Source organism: Pseudomonas sp. MWU13-2862, from assembly GCF_023242495.1.
Classification (GTDB): Bacteria; Pseudomonadota; Gammaproteobacteria; order Pseudomonadales; family Pseudomonadaceae; genus Aquipseudomonas; species Aquipseudomonas gingeri_D.
The window spans coordinates 164012-179700 of the sequence record NZ_JALMEZ010000007.1 but is presented as its reverse complement, the minus strand read 5'-3'; the positions used below and the strand labels follow the sequence as shown (position 1 = coordinate 179700).

General features: G+C 62.3%; 14 protein-coding genes. 3 read left to right on the top strand and 11 right to left on the bottom strand.

All coding sequences use genetic code 11. From position 1 onward, the window contains the following. Positions 1 to 10: 10 nt before the first annotated feature. From M5C56_RS14610 to M5C56_RS14585, 6 genes are all read right to left on the bottom strand, one after another. On the bottom strand, positions 11 to 997 hold the full coding sequence (locus M5C56_RS14610; protein WP_103499831.1) for a TRAP transporter substrate-binding protein: 987 nt from the start codon (positions 995 to 997) through the stop codon (positions 11 to 13). Positions 998 to 1190: 193 nt separating this feature from the next. Then, on the bottom strand, positions 1191 to 2003 hold the full coding sequence (locus M5C56_RS14605; RefSeq protein WP_103499832.1) for a CoA ester lyase: 813 nt from the start codon (positions 2001 to 2003) through the stop codon (positions 1191 to 1193). Positions 2004 to 2191: 188 nt separating this feature from the next. Beyond that, positions 2192 to 3406: a CaiB/BaiF CoA-transferase family protein gene (locus tag M5C56_RS14600; RefSeq protein WP_103499833.1), complete on the bottom strand. Its 1215-nt coding sequence runs from the start codon at positions 3404 to 3406 to the stop codon at positions 2192 to 2194. Further along, the gene (locus M5C56_RS14595) at positions 3406 to 4755 is read right to left on the bottom strand and encodes an MmgE/PrpD family protein (protein ID WP_103499834.1); all 1350 of its coding nucleotides are present in this window, start codon (positions 4753 to 4755) and stop codon (positions 3406 to 3408) included. Before M5C56_RS14595 ends, M5C56_RS14600 begins: the two co-directional genes overlap by 1 nt. Positions 4756 to 4765: 10 nt before the next feature. After that, positions 4766 to 5929: an acyl-CoA dehydrogenase family protein gene (locus M5C56_RS14590; protein WP_247263191.1), complete on the bottom strand. Its 1164-nt coding sequence runs from the start codon at positions 5927 to 5929 to the stop codon at positions 4766 to 4768. A 21-nt stretch (positions 5930 to 5950) separates the two neighbouring features. Next, positions 5951 to 6778: a MaoC family dehydratase N-terminal domain-containing protein gene (locus M5C56_RS14585; RefSeq protein ID WP_103496112.1), complete on the bottom strand. Its 828-nt coding sequence runs from the start codon at positions 6776 to 6778 to the stop codon at positions 5951 to 5953. A 147-nt stretch (positions 6779 to 6925) separates the two neighbouring features. On the opposite strand from M5C56_RS14585, the gene M5C56_RS14580 reads away from it, so the two are divergent. Both M5C56_RS14580 and tal read left to right on the top strand, forming a co-directional pair. Then, positions 6926 to 7819: a LysR family transcriptional regulator gene (locus M5C56_RS14580; protein ID WP_103496113.1), complete on the top strand. Its 894-nt coding sequence runs from the start codon at positions 6926 to 6928 to the stop codon at positions 7817 to 7819. 132 nt (positions 7820 to 7951) lie between these two features. After that, the gene (gene tal, locus M5C56_RS14575; protein WP_103496114.1) at positions 7952 to 8872 is read left to right on the top strand and encodes a transaldolase; all 921 of its coding nucleotides are present in this window, start codon (positions 7952 to 7954) and stop codon (positions 8870 to 8872) included. A 180-nt stretch (positions 8873 to 9052) separates the two neighbouring features. Here tal and M5C56_RS14570 read toward each other — a convergent pair whose 3' ends face one another. Then, on the bottom strand, positions 9053 to 9253 hold the full coding sequence (locus M5C56_RS14570) for a co-regulatory protein PtrA N-terminal domain-containing protein (protein ID WP_103496115.1): 201 nt from the start codon (positions 9251 to 9253) through the stop codon (positions 9053 to 9055). A gap of 205 nt (positions 9254 to 9458) precedes the next feature. Here M5C56_RS14570 and M5C56_RS14565 point away from each other — a divergent pair, with 205 nt between their 5' ends. Next, complete coding sequence (locus M5C56_RS14565; RefSeq protein WP_103496116.1) at positions 9459 to 10355, top strand: LysR family transcriptional regulator; 897 nt, start codon at positions 9459 to 9461, stop codon at positions 10353 to 10355. A 3-nt stretch (positions 10356 to 10358) separates the two neighbouring features. On the opposite strand, the gene M5C56_RS14560 is transcribed toward M5C56_RS14565, so the two are convergent. The 4 genes from M5C56_RS14560 to M5C56_RS14545 form a co-directional block, all read right to left on the bottom strand. Then, positions 10359 to 11594, bottom strand: coding sequence for an HD-GYP domain-containing protein (locus M5C56_RS14560; protein ID WP_103496130.1), 1236 nt, complete (start codon positions 11592 to 11594; stop codon positions 10359 to 10361). Positions 11595 to 11647: 53 nt separating this feature from the next. Next, positions 11648 to 13270: a methyl-accepting chemotaxis protein gene (locus M5C56_RS14555; RefSeq protein ID WP_103496117.1), complete on the bottom strand. Its 1623-nt coding sequence runs from the start codon at positions 13268 to 13270 to the stop codon at positions 11648 to 11650. A gap of 92 nt (positions 13271 to 13362) precedes the next feature. Next, a complete protein-coding gene (locus M5C56_RS14550) occupies positions 13363 to 14076 on the bottom strand; it encodes a hypothetical protein (protein WP_103496118.1) in 714 nt (237 codons plus the stop codon). 243 nt (positions 14077 to 14319) lie between these two features. Beyond that, the gene (locus tag M5C56_RS14545) at positions 14320 to 15600 is read right to left on the bottom strand and encodes an HAD family hydrolase (RefSeq protein WP_103496119.1); all 1281 of its coding nucleotides are present in this window, start codon (positions 15598 to 15600) and stop codon (positions 14320 to 14322) included. Positions 15601 to 15689 lie beyond the last annotated feature (89 nt).

Genomic DNA, 15689 nt, shown 5'->3' with positions numbered 1-15689 from the left:
AAAGGAGGTATCAGGGCTGGTTGGACTTGTCCGCCGCATCGATCAGGTCGGCACCGATCTCACCCTCGAACTTCTTCCACACCGGCTTCATCGCCTCACGCCATTGCCCGCGCTCTTGGGGGCTCAGCTCGATGATTTCGCTGGTCTTGGCGTCGATGATCTTCTGCTTGGCGCTCTGGTTCAGCGCTTCGGCCTGCTTGTTCACCTCGACGGTGACCTCGGCCATGATCTTTTCCAGCTCGCTGCGAATATCCGGCGGCAGGCCATCCCAGAACTTGCTGTTGGTGATCACCATGTAGTCGATCAGGCCATGGTTGGACTCGGTGAAGTACTTCTGCACCTCGTTGACCTTCTGGCTTTCATAGTTCGACCAGGTGTTCTCGGTGCCGTTGACGGTGCCGGTCTGCAAACCCTGGTAGACCTCGGCGAAGCTCATCTTGCGTGGATTGGCGCGGATCGCCTTGAACTGCTCCTCCAGCACACTGGAAGCCTGGACGCGGAACTTCAGGCCACGGGCATCGCCCGGTACGTGCAGCGCCTTGTTCGCGGAAATCTGCTTCAGGCCGTTGTGCCAATAGGCCAGGCCGAGAATGCCCTTGCCCTGCATCGCAGTCAGCAGCGCCTTGCCCTGGGCCGCCTGGAAGCGGTCGACGGCGGCCATGTCGTTGAACAGGAACGGCAGGTCGTAGATCTGGATCTGCTTGGTGTACTGCTCGAACTTGGCCAGGGACGGTGCCAGCATCTGTATGTCACCCAGCAGCAGGGCTTCCATTTCCTTGCCGTCACCGAACAGCGACGAGTTGGGATAGACCTCGACCTTGACCCGGCCCGGCAGGCGTTCTTCGGCGAGCTTCTTGAACAGCAGCGCGCCCTGCCCCTTGGGTGTGTTTTCCGCGACGACGTGGGCGAACTTGATCACGATGGGCTCGGCCGCCTGCGCGAGGCCCACGGTGAGCAAGGTGGCGGCGCAGAACAGCGCCCGGGTCAACTTGAACATGTAAGTCACCTTCTTATTGTTGTGTTGTAGGCAGGTTGCCTAAAGCCATGCGTATAGAGAATTTCGAATTCTGAGTACCTGCGTTCGGCTCAGGTGAACGCTCCGTAAACTCTGGGTTTATTGCCGAAGGCTGAGTACGACGCGGTCTCCGATCAGCGGCCAAGGATCGGCCTGTCGAGCCTGCGGTGATGGCCTACACCAGCGCCAACAAGCGGCGGGCCCGCAACAAGACCGGGGCGTCGACCATCTGCCCGTCGACCTGATAGGCTCCGGCGCCGTCACTGCCGGCGTCCACCACGCGGCGGGCCCAGGCCAGGTCTTCGGCACTCGGCGCCAGGGCCGCGTGGATCACCGGCACCTGCCGGGGGTGAATGCACAACGCACCGGCAAAGCCCATTTCATAGGCATGGCGGATTGAGCGGCGCAGGCCCTCGGGGTCGTCGATGGCCGGATGTACGCCGTCCAGCGGAGCGACCAGGCCGGCGGCCCGTGAATGCACGATCACCGCCAGGCGTGCCTGGTCGAGGGCGAACTGCGCGGCGTCCGAGCCGCTGCTCAGGTTGAGGTCAAGGGCCAGGTCCAGGCCGCCGAAGGACAAGCGCTCGACGCCGGGGGCGCTGGCGATTTCAGCCAGGCTCAACAAACCGCGGGCACTTTCGATGATCGGCCAGACGGGTTTGCCGGTCGCCGCCACGGCGCCGACCTGGGCGGCGTTCTCAACCTTGGGCAGCAGCACGCCGCTGACGCCAGGGTGTTGCTTGCAGAACGCCAGGTCAGCGCTGTGTTCGGTGTGGTCCGGGGCGTTGATGCGGACCAGGACCCGGGCCTGGGGATTGGCGGTAAGGAATTGGCCGAGGTGGTCACGGGCGATTCGTTTGAGCGGTTCTTCGACGGCATCTTCGAAATCGACGATCACGGCATCGGCGCCGCTGGCCAGGGCCTTGGCGAAACGCTCGGGACGACTGCCGGGCACGAAGAGCGCGGAGCGGGCAATGGATGAAGACATGTTGTGTTCCTTGTTTTTTGGTTGCGCGGCCTGTCTGGGGGGACCGCGTTATCGTTCTTCGCGGCGGTGCGGCGTACCGACAAGCCCTGCTCCTACAGTCCTCTGTCGTTCCCCATATTTGTGTACGACGCCAAACTGTAGGAGCAGGGCTTGCCCGCGAAGGGGCCCTTGAGAGCAGCCCATTCTTTTCAAACCACCCCATCCACCCGCAGCCGCTCCACCGCCTCCGCGGAAAAGCCCAACTCACTGAGGATCGCCCCGGTGTGCTCGCCCAACCCCGGCACCGCCTCCATACGCGGCTCAAACGCCGCATTGCGCGCCGGCGGCAGCAACGCCGGGAGTTTCCCCGCCGGACTCCCGACCTCGCGCCAGCCATCCCGGGCCTTGAGCTGCGGGTGGTCCCACACACCCTGCATGTCGTTGACCCGGGCATTGGCGATCTGCGCCTCTTCCAACCGGGCAATCACCTGCTCGGTGCTGAGCCGGGCAAAGCTGTCGACGATGATCTGACGCAACACCTCACGGTTGGCCGAACGCTTGAAGTTGGCCGAAAAGCGCTCGTCCACCGCCAGCTCGGGGGTCAGCAGCACCCTGTCGCAGAACGCCGCCCACTCACGCTCGTTCTGCAACCCGAGCATCACGGTGCCGCCGTCGCCCGCCGGAAACGGCCCGTAGGGATAAATGGTCGAGTGCGCCGCACCGGCCCGTGGCGGCGGCGGCGCACCGTCGAAGGCGTAATACATCGGGTAGCCCATCCACTCCACCAGGCTTTCCAGCATGCTGACGTCGATGCGGCTGCCCTCCCCGGTTTTCTCCCGCAGCAGCAACGCCGAGAGAATGCCGCTGTAGGCGTACATCCCGGCGGAGATATCGGCGATGGAGCAGCCGGCCTTCGCCAGCTCTTCCTCACCCGGCCCACCGGTCACCGAAAGAAAGCCACCCTCGCTCTGGATCAAAAGGTCGTAGGCCTTTTTCTTCTCATAAGGACCACCTTCGCCATAACCGGAAATATCGCAGACGATCAGCCGTGGAAAGCGTTCATGCAGCGCCTCGAAGGACAAACCCATGCGCGCGGCAGCCCCCGGCGCGAGGTTCTGCACCAGTACATCGGCCTGCCCCAGCAGATTTTCGAGAATATCGCCGGCCTGCTCCTGCTTGAGGTCCAGGGTCAGGCTTTCCTTGGAACGGTTGGTCCAGACGAAGTGCGAGGCCAGGCCGCGAACACGTTCGTCATAACCACGGGCAAAGTCGCCGCTGCCGGGGCGCTCGATCTTCACCACCCGTGCGCCCAGGTCCGCCAGTTGCCGCGTACAGAACGGCGCGGCAATGGCGTGTTCGAGGCTGATCACCGTGATGCCGTCCAACGGGCGCGGTGCCGGGGTATTGCCTGCTGCCGTATTCATCAGCGCAGCTCCTTCAAGTCAGTGGTATTACGCAGGTCCCAGACCTGACGGATCAAACCCTCGGCCTGCTCGGCCGAGCGCGCCCCGGAGAACTGCAGCAGACGGCGGAATTTGTCTTCCAGCTCGGCCCGCGACAGGCTGTTGCCAGGATCACCCTTGGGCTCGTCGATGACGCCGTACAGGGTGCGCCCGTCAACCGTGGTGACCACCACCCGGCCCAGCCAGCGTTGGGGATAGGCGCCATCGACTTCCGGGTCCAAGGTCATGCTGACCTTCTCGCGAAACGCCGATACGGCCGGATCGGTCAAGGACAGTTGGTGGAACTCCGGCAGCCCGGCCTTGCCATGCACGGCGATCAGGCCCAGCACGGTGCCCATGGAGAACTTGGCCTGGTGCACCGTCTGCGGCACCTTGACCCGTCCGAGCACATCAATGGCACCCTGATGCACACGGGTTTCCACATGCCGAATATGTTCATGACTCAAGCCTTCCTGCCACATCAGCTCCAGCAACGCATCAGCGGCCGGATGGGTGTGGCGACAGGACGCGTGGAACTTGAACGAGGTTTCCACCAGCGCCCAGCGGCTGCCCAGGCGATCGGACAACTTCGTCGGATCGGCATCGCTGGACATCCCGGCGGCCAGCCCCTGGTCACCTTCGAGAATATTGCGCGCCCCGGTCAGGCCATCCGCCGTCAGGTAGGCGGCCAATAGGCCGTCCGCCGCAGCCTTGGCGGTGTGCAACTGCTTGGAATCGGCGGCATCCCGGAGGAACTCCCAGAGCCCGGCGGCCTGGGTGCCGGCGCTGCCCAGCAGGTTGCTGAACTGTCCCTGGTCGAAGTCCATCAGCTTGCCCACGGCCACGGCCGCCGCCAGGGTGCCGACGGTGGCCGTGGTGTGGAAGATCCGATAGTGCGAACGCCCGAGGAACTCGCCGATACGAATGCCAGCCTCATAGCCGGCCAGCGAGGCCAGCAACAGCTCGCGGCCGGACTTGCCGAGATCCTGGGCCGCCGCCAGGGCCGCCGGGAACACCACCGTGGCCGGGTGCAGCACGGAACTGTTGTGCAGATCGTCTTGCTCCACCAGATGGGAGGACGCGGCATTCACCAGGGCGGCGAAGTACGCCGAACTGCCCTGGCCATTGACCAGGATCCGCGCCGGGCCGCTTGCCGGGCCCATCTTGCGGGCATAGGCCTCGAACAACGGAATCGGATGGGCACCCTGGCTGGCCAGGGCCGAGGCCAGCCAATCGAGGAACAGATCTTCGGTGCGCTCGAACACCGCTTGCGGTACTTGTTCGTAACGCAGGCCGGCGAGGAATTCGCAGAGGGCTTGGGTATGGCTCATGCGCGGCGCCTCAGAAGCTGCGTGGCAGTTCGAGCAGATGCTCGGCCACGTAGGACAGGATCAGGTTGGTGGAGATCGGCGCCACCTGGTACAGGCGGGTCTCGCGGAACTTGCGCTCGACGTCGTATTCACAGGCGAAACCGAAACCGCCGTGGGTCTGCAGGCAGGCGTTGGCCGCTTCCCAGGACGCCTTGGCCGCCAGGTACTTGGCCATATTGGCGCTGGCCCCGGCGTTCTGCCCGCTGTCGTACTCCTCGCAGGCGCGCCAGCGCATCAGGTCGGCGGCCTCGATCTCGATATGGGCTTCGGCAATCGGGAACTGCACGCCCTGGTTCTGCCCGATGGGGCGGCCGAACACCACCCGGTCGCGGGCATAGGCACTGGCCTTTTCGATAAACCAGCGGCCGTCGCCGATGCACTCGGCGGCGATCAGCGTGCGCTCGGCATTCAGGCCGTCGAGGATGTAGCGAAAGCCCTTGCCCTCTTCGCCGATCAGGCTGTCAACGGGGATTTCAAGGTTGTCGAAGAACAGCTCGTTGGTCTCGTGGTTGACCATATTGGCGATGGGCTGCACGGTCAGACCGTTGCCGATGGCCTCGCGCAGGTCCACCAGGAAGATCGACATGCCCTCGGATTTCTTCTGCACCTCGGCCAGGGGCGTGGTCCGGGCCAGCAGGATCATCAGGTCGGAATGCTGGACCCGCGAGATCCAGACCTTCTGGCCGTTGATCACGTACTTGTCGCCGTGCCTGACCGCGGTGGTCTTGATCTTGGTGGTGTCGGTGCCGGTGGTGGGCTCGGTGACGCCCATCGATTGCAGGCGCAACTCGCCACTGGCCAGCTTCGGCAGGTAGAAACTTTTCTGCGCCTCGCTGCCGTGGCGCAACAAGGTGAACATGTTGTACATCTGGCCGTGCACCGTGCCGGAGTTGCCGCCGCAGCGGTTCACTTCTTCAAGGATCACCGAGGCTTCGGCCAAGCCCAGGCCGGAGCCGCCGTACTCTTCGGGAATCATTGCCGACAGCCAGCCGGCGTCGGTCAGGGCTTTGACGAAAGCCTCGGGAAAACCCTTCTCTTCATCTATCTTGCGCCAGTAGGCGGCATCGAATTCAGCGCACAAGGCGCGCACGCCTTCGCGAATGGCCTTGAGTTCTTCGTTGTTATTCGGATTCATCGGGTGACGGCCTTTTTATTGTTAGTCGAAGTGCACTTCAGCCTGCTGGGCCAGGCCGGCGGCGTTGCCGGCCCAGAGCTGGGCGACCCCGGGACTGAGGATCCGTCCGCCGACTTCGAAGGGTTGTGGTGCGATCAGCGGGCGCACGCCGCGATAGGAAAAACGCCGCGGGGTCGCCTGGGGATTGGCCCGGCAGAACGCCCGCAGGTTCAGGGTGGCGATCATCGGACCGTGCACCACCAGGCCGGAATAGCCTTCGGTGCCAGTGACATAGGGGTAGTCGTAGTGGATGCGGTGGCCGTTGAAGGTCACGGCGCTGTAGCGAAACAGCAGGGTCGGCGTCGGCTCCACGGCTTCGCGCCAGCCGCCCTCGATCAGGGCTTCGCCGCTGCTCTGCTTCGGGGGGGTGGGCTCGCGGTAGACGATGTCCTGTTCTTCGCGAATCGCCAGCCGGCCGTCCTGGGAGTATTCATGCCGCACGGTGACAAACAGCAAGGCACCGCTACGCCCCTGTTTTTCCTCGATATGGCTGATGGTCGACAGCCGGGTGGCATCGTGACCGGCACGCAGGTGCTCGAAGAACTCCAGGCGCCCGCCGGCCCACATACGGTTGCGATTGTCCGCCGGCGGCAGGAAGCCGCCACGGGCCGGGTGACCGTCGCCGCCCAACAGGCTCTCGGCCAGCGGTTCCTGGAAGAAACACCATTGCCACAGCGGCGGCAACGCCTCGCCATGGGCCGGAGCCGGTTCGCCGAAGGTCGCGGCAATACGCTTGAGCAGGTTGCGGCTCAATTGGTCGTGGGCTTCTTCGGTCCGTCCTAGCCAGGCACTCAGATCCGTTGCACTCATGGAAGGTTTTCCCCTTGCCGGTTGTTGTCATGAACCGATGATGCAAGGTGCAGCCCGTTCCGAGAATTTGCATTTCTATAAGCCGGCGTTCAGTTATGCTGAACGCCAACGTCCTACCTGCACGCAGCCCCTGACCGGAGTCGCCCCATGCATTTCGACCTGGCGGATCTACGCCTCTTCATTCATATCGCCGAATCGCCGAGCCTGACCCAGGGCGCCCGGCGCGCCTTCCTCTCCCCGGCTGCCGCCAGCGCGCGGATCAAGGCCCTGGAAGCGCAACTCGACACCCGCCTGCTGTACCGCGACAGCCGTGGCGTGGAAGTCACCCCGGCCGGCCAGCGCTTGCTGCAACATGCGCGGCTGATCATGCGTCAGGTCGACTATCTGAAGAGCGAGTTCACCAGCTACGGCGGCGATTCGGCCGGGCATATCCGTATCTTTGCCAACACCACGGCGGTGACCGAGTTTCTCCCGGAGGTGCTGGCCGGTTTTCTCTCCCAGCGTCCCGGGGTCACGGTGGACCTGCAGGAACGGCTGTCGCGGGATATCGTTCGTGGCGTACTCGACGGCACCACCGACATGGGCATCATCGCCGGTCCCGTGGAAGCCAGCGGCCTGCAGGTGATGCACTTCAGCACCGACCGCCTGGTGCTGATCATGCCGGTGGACCATCCATTGGCGGCGCAGCCGTCGGTGACCCTCGGCCAGACCCTGGCGTTCCAGCATATCGGCCTGCATGAAGGCAGCACCTTGCTAAGCTTTCTGCGCGAGCATGTCGAACGGCTCGGCAAGACCCTGTCATTGCGTATCCAGGTCTCCAGCTTCGAAGCCATCTGCCGCATGGTCGAGGCCGGGGTGGGCATCGGTATCATTCCCGAGTCCGCCGCCATGCGGCACAGCCGGACCATGGAACTGGTGACCGTGGCGCTGGACGAGCCCTGGGCGATTCGCGAGCGCAGCATCCTGGTGCGCGAACTCGAAGCCCTGCCCGGGACCATCCGCGCCTTGATCGCCACGCTGATGCCCAGTGCACAAACCTGAACCGCCCGACAGTTTGGGTTGCACAAACCCCTGCTTCGGCGGCATTCTTGATGACATTCGACTGACCGAACTTTTCACCGCAGCCGCACTCAATCAGTGCATGGATCCACGCCCTTCCCGACAGAGACGCTCATGACTTCGAAGCTTGCACAACTCAAGCAATTCACCACCGTGGTCGCGGACACCGGCGACCTCGACGCCATTACCCGCCTGAAGCCGGTCGACGCCACCACCAACCCTTCGCTGCTGCTCAAGGCTGCCGCGCTGCCAGGCTACGCCGACCTGCTCAAGGCCGCCGTGTCCCACGCCAAGGGCGATGTGGGCCTGGCCTGCGACCATTTCGCGGTGTCCGTGGGCAGTGGCATTCTCAAAGTGATTCCAGGGCGGATTTCCACCGAAGTCGACGCACGCCTGTCCTTCGATGAAAGTGCCCTGCTGAGCAAGGCCCACCAGTTGGTCGAGCTGTACGACAAGGTCGGCGTAGGCCGTGACCGCGTGCTGATCAAGCTGGCTTCGACCTGGGAAGGCATCCGCGCCGCCGAAAAGCTGGAAAAAGAGGGTATCCAGACCAACCTGACCCTGCTGTTCTCCTTCGCCCAGGCCGCGGCCTGCGCCGATGCCGGGGTGTTCCTGATCTCGCCGTTCGTGGGCCGGATCTACGACTGGTACAAGAAGTCCACCGGCAACGAGTACAGCGGTGCCGACGATCCGGGCGTGCAGTCGGTCACCCGTATCTACAACTACTACAAGTCCAACGACTACAAGACCGTGGTCATGGGCGCAAGCTTCCGCAACCTCAACCAGATCGAACAACTGGCCGGTTGCGACCGCCTGACCATCAGCCCCGACCTGCTGGAAAAACTGGGCCAGGACGAAGGCCAGCTGGAACGTCGACTGGTGCCGGGGGCCGCCGGTGAACCACGCTTGAACCTGAACGAAGCGCAGTTCCGCTGGGCCTCCAACGAAGACGCCATGGCCACCGAGAAACTGGCCGAGGGTATTCGTCAGTTCGCCCGTGACCAGGAAAAGCTCGAAGCCCTGCTGGCTCACTGATACGCCAATGACTACCCGGGCAGTCGGTTACTCCTCTGCCCGGGACAACGCTCTTTTCGAGTCCTCCTGCCACACGGCTAGTCAGCGACTCGCTTGATGCCTTTTCTCTCCTGACCCGGCCCGCCTCACCAGGCGTCAAACGCCTGTGGGGCGAACCGCTGGGCTGCTCGACCCGCACCGTCAGTTGGTGCGTTCGACGCTATCGGACGCCTGCTTGCCGGCCGCCACGGCCTGGGCCTTTTCAGCCTGCTGGTAATAGGCCATGGATGTATCACGGGCCGCGTCCATGCGGGCCATGACTTTATCACCGCCGCCTTCGGCCATCGCCGCGACGGAGGCGGTCATCAGGGTTACGATCAACAACGCTTTAAGGGATTTCATCAGTCACTCTCCAATAGTTTGAGTTCGTCAGCACGGGTTCCGGCTGACTTGGGCTCATCCTATCGATCGGTGCATTTCAGCCTGTTCCCCGCAGGATGAAATTTTTTACAGGAACATCAATTCGAGACGCGCCATCCCCGGAGCTGGATAAGCTCAAGTCAACGCCCTAGAATCGGCAAAGCATTGATTCTGGAAAAGAGACAATATGGATCGTATCGACTGCATGCGCGCCTTCGTCGCCACCGTCGGCGCCAATGGCTTTGCCGCGGCGGCCCGGGCCATGGATGTGCCGCGCTCGAAAGTCAGCAAGCAGATCCAGGCGCTGGAAGAGGCCATTGGCGTGCAACTGCTGCAACGCACCACCCGCAGCCTGCACCTGACCGAAGCCGGCGCGGAATACTACGAGGCGGCTCGCGAGCTGCTGGCGTCCCTGGATGAAACCGAACAACGGGCCCGCGACGGCGTCGGCGAACTGCGCGGCGTGCTGCGGGTCAACGCGCCCATGTCCTTCGGCCTGCGGCGGTTGGGGCCGTTGATCCCACTGTTTCACCAACAGCATCCGAACGTGGAACTGCAACTGGTGCTCAGCGACCAGCAAGTCGACCCGGTGCGCGGCGGCTTCGATGTCACCATCCGCATCGCCAGCCTGCCAGACTCGTCCCTGGTCGCCCGTTTGCTCGCTCCCGCGCCGCGCATCATGGTGGCCTCGCCGGCCTATCTGGCCCGAGCAGGCACACCGCAAACACCCAAGGACCTGACGGCCCACCAATGCCTGAACTACGGCTATCTGCAAAGCGGTGTCAGCCTGCAACTGAGCAATGGCAAGGAAACCCAGCGGGTCAATGTCACCGGCCCCCTGCATGCCAACAATGGCGACCTGCTGGCCCAGGCGGCACAAGCCGGCATGGGCATCGCCCTGCTGCCGGACTTTATCGTCGAGGACGCCCTGGCCGCCGGTACCCTGGTGCCGGTGCTGTGCGAGTGGCAAGCCCCGGCGATCAGCATCAACGCGGTCTATCCCTCGGCGCGCCGGGTGCCGCAGAAGACCCGGGCGTTTATCGAATTCCTGGTCAAGGCACTGGCGGTGGAAGTCACCGCCTGACCCCTATGCGGTACTGAAGATCGATTGCTTGCCGATGGAAATACCCGACCACAGTTCGTCCAGGTGCTTGAATCCCCACTTCTTGACCGACTCCAGGCTGACAATCGAGTCCTGTTCGCTGACAACGGCAAGATCGATAACACTCTGGGCAATGGGCATTCGCAGCTTCGCGGAGTAGAACACCTTCACCCGGGGCGTCAGCAATGAATGCTCGTGTTGCTCCAGGACGATCCCCAGGCGACCGCTGTGCAACAGCACCAGGGCTCCCACCGGATAGATGCCGATGCAGCGGACGAAGGCATGGAAGATCTGCTCATCGAACTGGCCTTTCCAATCGGCCATTTTTCGAATGGCCTCGGCCGCCGTCCAGGCCTGCTTGCCATGTCGCTCGGAGGTCACCGAGTCGTAGCTGTCACACACCGCGGCCATCCGCGAAAACAGGCTGATCTGCGTGCCGCAGAGTTTGTGCGGATAGCCGCTGCCATCGATTCGCTCGTGATGATGCAGGCAGACATCCACCACCCTCGGGCTGAAATGGTGGGTGTCGAGAATCATCTTCGCGCCGATCTCCGGATGGTGGCGCAGGATATCGAACTCGGCCTCAGTGAGTGGCGAGGTTTTACCGAGCAACTCGGCAGGCACCATCATCTTGCCCACTTCGTGCAGGATGCCCGCCATGCCGGCCTCCTTCACCAGGCCCTCGGGCAGGTTCAGGCGGTAGGCCAGGCTCATCATCAGCGCGCACACCGCCACCGAATGCATGTAGGTGTATTCATCGCTGGTCTTGAGCCGGGCCAGGCTGATCAAGGCGTCGGGATGGCGCATCAATGAATCGGAGATTTCCGCGATCAGGTGGGAGATCTGCTCGGGATGAACCGCCCGGCCCATGCGCAGGTCGCCGAACAGGCTCAGTACCGCGGCCTTGGTCCGGGCGCACAGATTCAGCGCATGGACCACCTCGTCGCTCATGGCAATCCGTGGGCGATTGCGTGGCCGCTCCTGCGCCGGAATCGCCAGTGCCTCGAGCTCCGGCGCAGCGGGTTCCTCGACCTCGACATCCAGACCCTTGTCGGTATCTATCCAGAGCGCGGCGAGGCCGGAAGCACGAATCTTTTGCAGATCCGTTTCATCATCCAGCAGAAAGTGACTGCGCCAGAACGGGTGGTCCATCCAGGAGCCACAGAAGGATTGCACATACATGCCGACACGAAGCTCGCTCACCTGTATCTGTCTTAGCATGATGGACATCCTGGTTTCTTGTCACACTCAAGCGCCTCCCCCCAGGGGCCTGGCTACAGTGAAAACCGCGCAATCAGGTGATTCAGGCCCCCGGCCAGTTTGGACAGTTCGCTGCTGGCAATCGACGTCTGGCTGGCGGCCGATGAACTCTGGATGGACAGATCGCGAATGCTCACCAGGTTGCGATCAACCGACCTGGCCACCTGCGCCTGTTGCTCGGACGCCGTGGCGATCAGCAGGTTCTTGTCATTGATATGGGAAATCGACAAGGTCACTTCCTTGATTGCCAGGCCCGTCTCATGGGCCAGCGAGCGGGTCACCCGGGTTTCTTCGCTGCTGTGGTTCATCGATTCAACAGCCTTCTTCGAGTCGACCTGGATGCCCTTGACCATCTGCTCGATTTCCTGGGTCGACTGCTGGGTCCGATGGGCCAGCGCGCGCACCTCATCCGCCACTACCGCAAAGCCACGGCCCTGCTCGCCGGCCCGTGCGGCCTCGATGGCGGCGTTCAACGCCAGCAGGTTGGTCTGTTCGGCGATGGAGCCGATCACGTCAAGCACCTTGGCAATGTGCAGGGCTTGCCCGGCCAGGCCTTCTATATCGCTCTTGGTCTGTTCGACGCGGCTGCTCAAACGCTCGATGGAGTCGATGGTCTCGCCCACACGGTCCTGGACGACCCGCGCCGAGCGCTCCGAAGCCTGGGTCGACTCTGAGGCCGAAACGGCATTCCTGGCCACTTCTTCCACGGCCGCGGTCATCTGGTTGACGGCAGTGGCCGCCTGATCGGTTTCGATGCTCTGCTGCTGAATACCCGCCGTCGACTCGTGGGTAATCGCGCTCATCTGCTCCGCCGCGGAAGCCAGTTGCCGGGATGAGTCGGAGATATGTTCGATGGTGTTCTTCAGACTCGAACGCATGGCGGCGGCGACGGTCTGCAAGTCGGTGATTTCATCCCGTCCGCTGATCTCCACCTTGCTCTTCAGGTCGCCGTCGGCGATCTTCTGCATCGACAGGCGCAAGGCATTGATCGGCTGCGCGATACTGCGGGTAAACAGCAGCGCCACGACGCAGGTGACCACCAGGGCCAAGACAATGAATATCAGCGTCAGCAGGAACGCACTGTTATAGCTGGCATTCGCCACCTGCCCCGAGCGCCCGGCGCCCTCCTCGTTGATGCTCATCAGCGCTTCAATCGACGTCTGCAGTTTTTTCGCCGCTTCGCTGCTGGTGTCACGAATGAAATGGGTCATGGCCTCGAAGGACGCGGTCTGGCTCATGCCCACCAGTTGATCGAGCAGGTCCTGGTAAGTGCGCACATTCACGATCACCTGGTCATAACGCTGTTTTTCCTCGGGGCTGGAAACCATCGATGCGTATTTCTCGGTTTCCTGGCTCAGGGTGGTTTTCAGCGCGGCCAGTTTGTCGAGGGAGCTTTTGCTCAGGCGGTCTTCATCCATGACGAAGCGGCGGCCATCGAGCCGGTAGAGCAACGCGGCATTCTGAATACGGGCGGCCTGGCGCACACTCGGCAACCAGTTCGTTTGCAACTCCAGGGAGGCATCGTGGATTTCTTTCATGCGGTACAGCGAGGTCAGCCCGAGGCTGATCAGCAGCAGACAGATCAGCCCGAAACCGAGCAGGGATCTGGAAGTCAACCTGATGTTCCTTGTTTTCATGAAACTACTCCGAGGCCAGGCTGCTTGAGCGTTCAAATGCGGCGGACGCCATCACTCCACCAGTGTAGTACGTCCCCCGCAAAAGATCGGTCTCAGCGCTCGCGCGGCATCAGGTCCCGATCAACAAGTTTACGAAACTCTATGGACAGTCCTTTGTGCCCATTGCCATCCAGGTTAATCCCCATACTTCCGACATGAGTGATCTGATCTTTCTGGTAAGTCTCACCTGACAATTGATAGACATGCCCTGGCCGAACTTGACAGTGGGCGTATTTTATTTCGAACTGACTTCCTGTTTTTCGACTCATGTCCATAATGATCGGCTGTGCGGGATCAGTGACATCCATCAGTTTGACCACCGTCACCCGATCTGGATCACGAGCTTCCCGGGTTGTCCAATCGCCAGTGCCCTCAAGAACCACCAGCCGGGTAACTGCAACGGGAGACGGACTGGTCCTGGGATCCACGCGAATGACGATATCCCTTTGATCCTGATCGCCCAGTGTCACCGGGTGGTGTCCCTCATGGGTAAGCGTGTCGCCGAAATACACTCGGCTGAACAGTTCATACCGGCCCCTGGCCTGTCTTTGGCACAACGCGTATTTGACACTGAACAGCACGCCCTTTTGCCGGCTCGTATCCAGCGTCACCGGTTGATCGGGGTGAGTCAGATCGCGCAGGGTCACTACCGTAACAAGATCGGGGCCGGGTACTTTATGAGTGGCCAGGTCGCTGACGTTGGGAATATCGTTCCTGCCCTCAAGCAGGATAAGCGCGGTGTTGCTGACGGGGGCGTCGGTATTCATAAAACGACTCTCGATAAATAGAAAAACCGGTTGATGACCTAACGACAAGTCACAAAACTTGCGTTCGAGAGATCACTGTAACAACGGGTAATCGAGGAAAAGTCGTAGCGGGATAGTGCACGTCGAACGGAATGTTGAAGAGTGCGCAACAACTGACTTGCGACCCTGGACAGCGCCAGGATCAACAAGCCGGATAACAGCGCGACTCGCGGGCGACCTTGCGCCACCCGCGAGCCGACGGACTCAGGCCAGCAGCTTGCGCTCGGTCTTGCCGTACTTGATCGATTTCTCGTCCGGGATCATCAGGCCGGTCTGCTCGTCGCGGCCCTGCAGGATGAACCGCGCATCGGCCTTGCCCAACTGCTCGGCGGCCTTCTGGCTGTCGGCACCGATCTCGCCCTTTTTCATGCGGTTGACGATCACGCCCACGGCGGTGTCCTTGAAGTCACGCAGCATCCAGGCATCGCCGTCGCTGTCACCGGCCACCAGAACCGGGCCATAACCCTTCTTCGCCACCAGGATATTCTTGATCCCGATGGTCTTGCCCGGGCCGTAGTTGAAGTGCCAGTTCGGCAGGTAACTGCTGTCGTACTTGCCGTCGGTCATGGACAGGCGCAGGCCGATCACGTTTTCCGGCGGTACGCCGTAGCCGTAGTTGGGGTTGCCGGCGAACACCCGGACCACATCGTCGATGGACGCGGTGCTGACATACACGTCAATGCCGTTGGCCCGCAGCGTGTGCATCAAACCACGGATTTCCTCGTGGATACGGATACCGTGGAAGTGCGTATCGGCGACCACCCCGGCCTTGCCCGGCAGGCTGCTCGGGCTCTCGTACTTGACCTTGCGCAGGCCATCACCCAGGTCGTGGTTATTGGACGCCTCGGCCATCGCCTGCAACTCGGCGGTGCTCATGTTCTTGTAGAAGTAGATGATCCATTTGTAGCCGATCTCCACCGGATAGCTGTCGCAGATCGCGTCATACATGAAGTAGAGCTTGGTGAAAAAGTCCTTGAACTGGTCGGTGGCGTGGATTTCTTCCAGGCTCTTGCTGCCGGCCAGGCCCTTGTAGTTGGCGTGCAGCCAGCGGTAGTCGGCTTCGACGTCGGCGGCGATGTCTTCCATGTTCACCGGCTTGCCGTCGACCGTGAGGTAATCCTTCATGAACGGACCGTTGGGTACGTCCTGGCGCAGCACGGCGGCAAACTCGTCGGGGCTGAGTTTGTACTGCAAGTTGTTCATCTGGTAGACCAGCAGCGCCTCTTCGCAGTCGTTCATGATGCAGGTGTTGTCCCAGTCGAACACCGCGTACGGACGCTTGTCCGGGTGATAGGACGCACTCTTCACGCCATGCTGGTCAATCACCGCCTGCAGGCGCTTCTGGTTCAACGGCGACCAGCGTGCCGGGTCCAACTCGCTGGGCACGGCCTTGGTCGTCGCGGCCTCGGCAAGGCGGCCGCTCAACAACAAGGGACTGACAACGGAAACGGCGGCAAGGGTGTTCAGAAACTGGCGACGCTGCATGGCATAACTCCTGGAATTAGAAGAATGGTCGCAAACGGAGGCGACGGCGAGTGCGTGTTTCAAGGCAAGGGGGCAGGGGAACCGGCCGC

What these genes read in the sequence shown, in the direction of transcription:
- M5C56_RS14610 (WP_103499831.1), bottom strand. Translation starts at nt 997, where the DNA reads ATGTTCAAGTTGACCCGGGCGCTGTTCTGCGCCGCCACCTTGCTCACC.
- M5C56_RS14605 (WP_103499832.1), bottom strand. Translation starts at nt 2,003, where the DNA reads ATGTCTTCATCCATTGCCCGCTCCGCGCTCTTCGTGCCCGGCAGTCGT.
- M5C56_RS14600 (WP_103499833.1), bottom strand. Translation starts at nt 3,406, where the DNA reads ATGAATACGGCAGCAGGCAATACCCCGGCACCGCGCCCGTTGGACGGC.
- M5C56_RS14595 (WP_103499834.1), bottom strand. Translation starts at nt 4,755, where the DNA reads ATGAGCCATACCCAAGCCCTCTGCGAATTCCTCGCCGGCCTGCGTTAC.
- M5C56_RS14590 (WP_247263191.1), bottom strand. Translation starts at nt 5,929, where the DNA reads ATGAATCCGAATAACAACGAAGAACTCAAGGCCATTCGCGAAGGCGTG.
- M5C56_RS14585 (WP_103496112.1), bottom strand. Translation starts at nt 6,778, where the DNA reads ATGAGTGCAACGGATCTGAGTGCCTGGCTAGGACGGACCGAAGAAGCC.
- M5C56_RS14580 (WP_103496113.1), top strand. Translation starts at nt 6,926, where the DNA reads ATGCATTTCGACCTGGCGGATCTACGCCTCTTCATTCATATCGCCGAA.
- tal (WP_103496114.1), top strand. Translation starts at nt 7,952, where the DNA reads ATGACTTCGAAGCTTGCACAACTCAAGCAATTCACCACCGTGGTCGCG.
- M5C56_RS14570 (WP_103496115.1), bottom strand. Translation starts at nt 9,253, where the DNA reads ATGAAATCCCTTAAAGCGTTGTTGATCGTAACCCTGATGACCGCCTCC.
- M5C56_RS14565 (WP_103496116.1), top strand. Translation starts at nt 9,459, where the DNA reads ATGGATCGTATCGACTGCATGCGCGCCTTCGTCGCCACCGTCGGCGCC.
- M5C56_RS14560 (WP_103496130.1), bottom strand. Translation starts at nt 11,594, where the DNA reads ATGCTAAGACAGATACAGGTGAGCGAGCTTCGTGTCGGCATGTATGTG.
- M5C56_RS14555 (WP_103496117.1), bottom strand. Translation starts at nt 13,270, where the DNA reads ATGAAAACAAGGAACATCAGGTTGACTTCCAGATCCCTGCTCGGTTTC.
- M5C56_RS14550 (WP_103496118.1), bottom strand. Translation starts at nt 14,076, where the DNA reads ATGAATACCGACGCCCCCGTCAGCAACACCGCGCTTATCCTGCTTGAG.
- M5C56_RS14545 (WP_103496119.1), bottom strand. Translation starts at nt 15,600, where the DNA reads ATGCAGCGTCGCCAGTTTCTGAACACCCTTGCCGCCGTTTCCGTTGTC.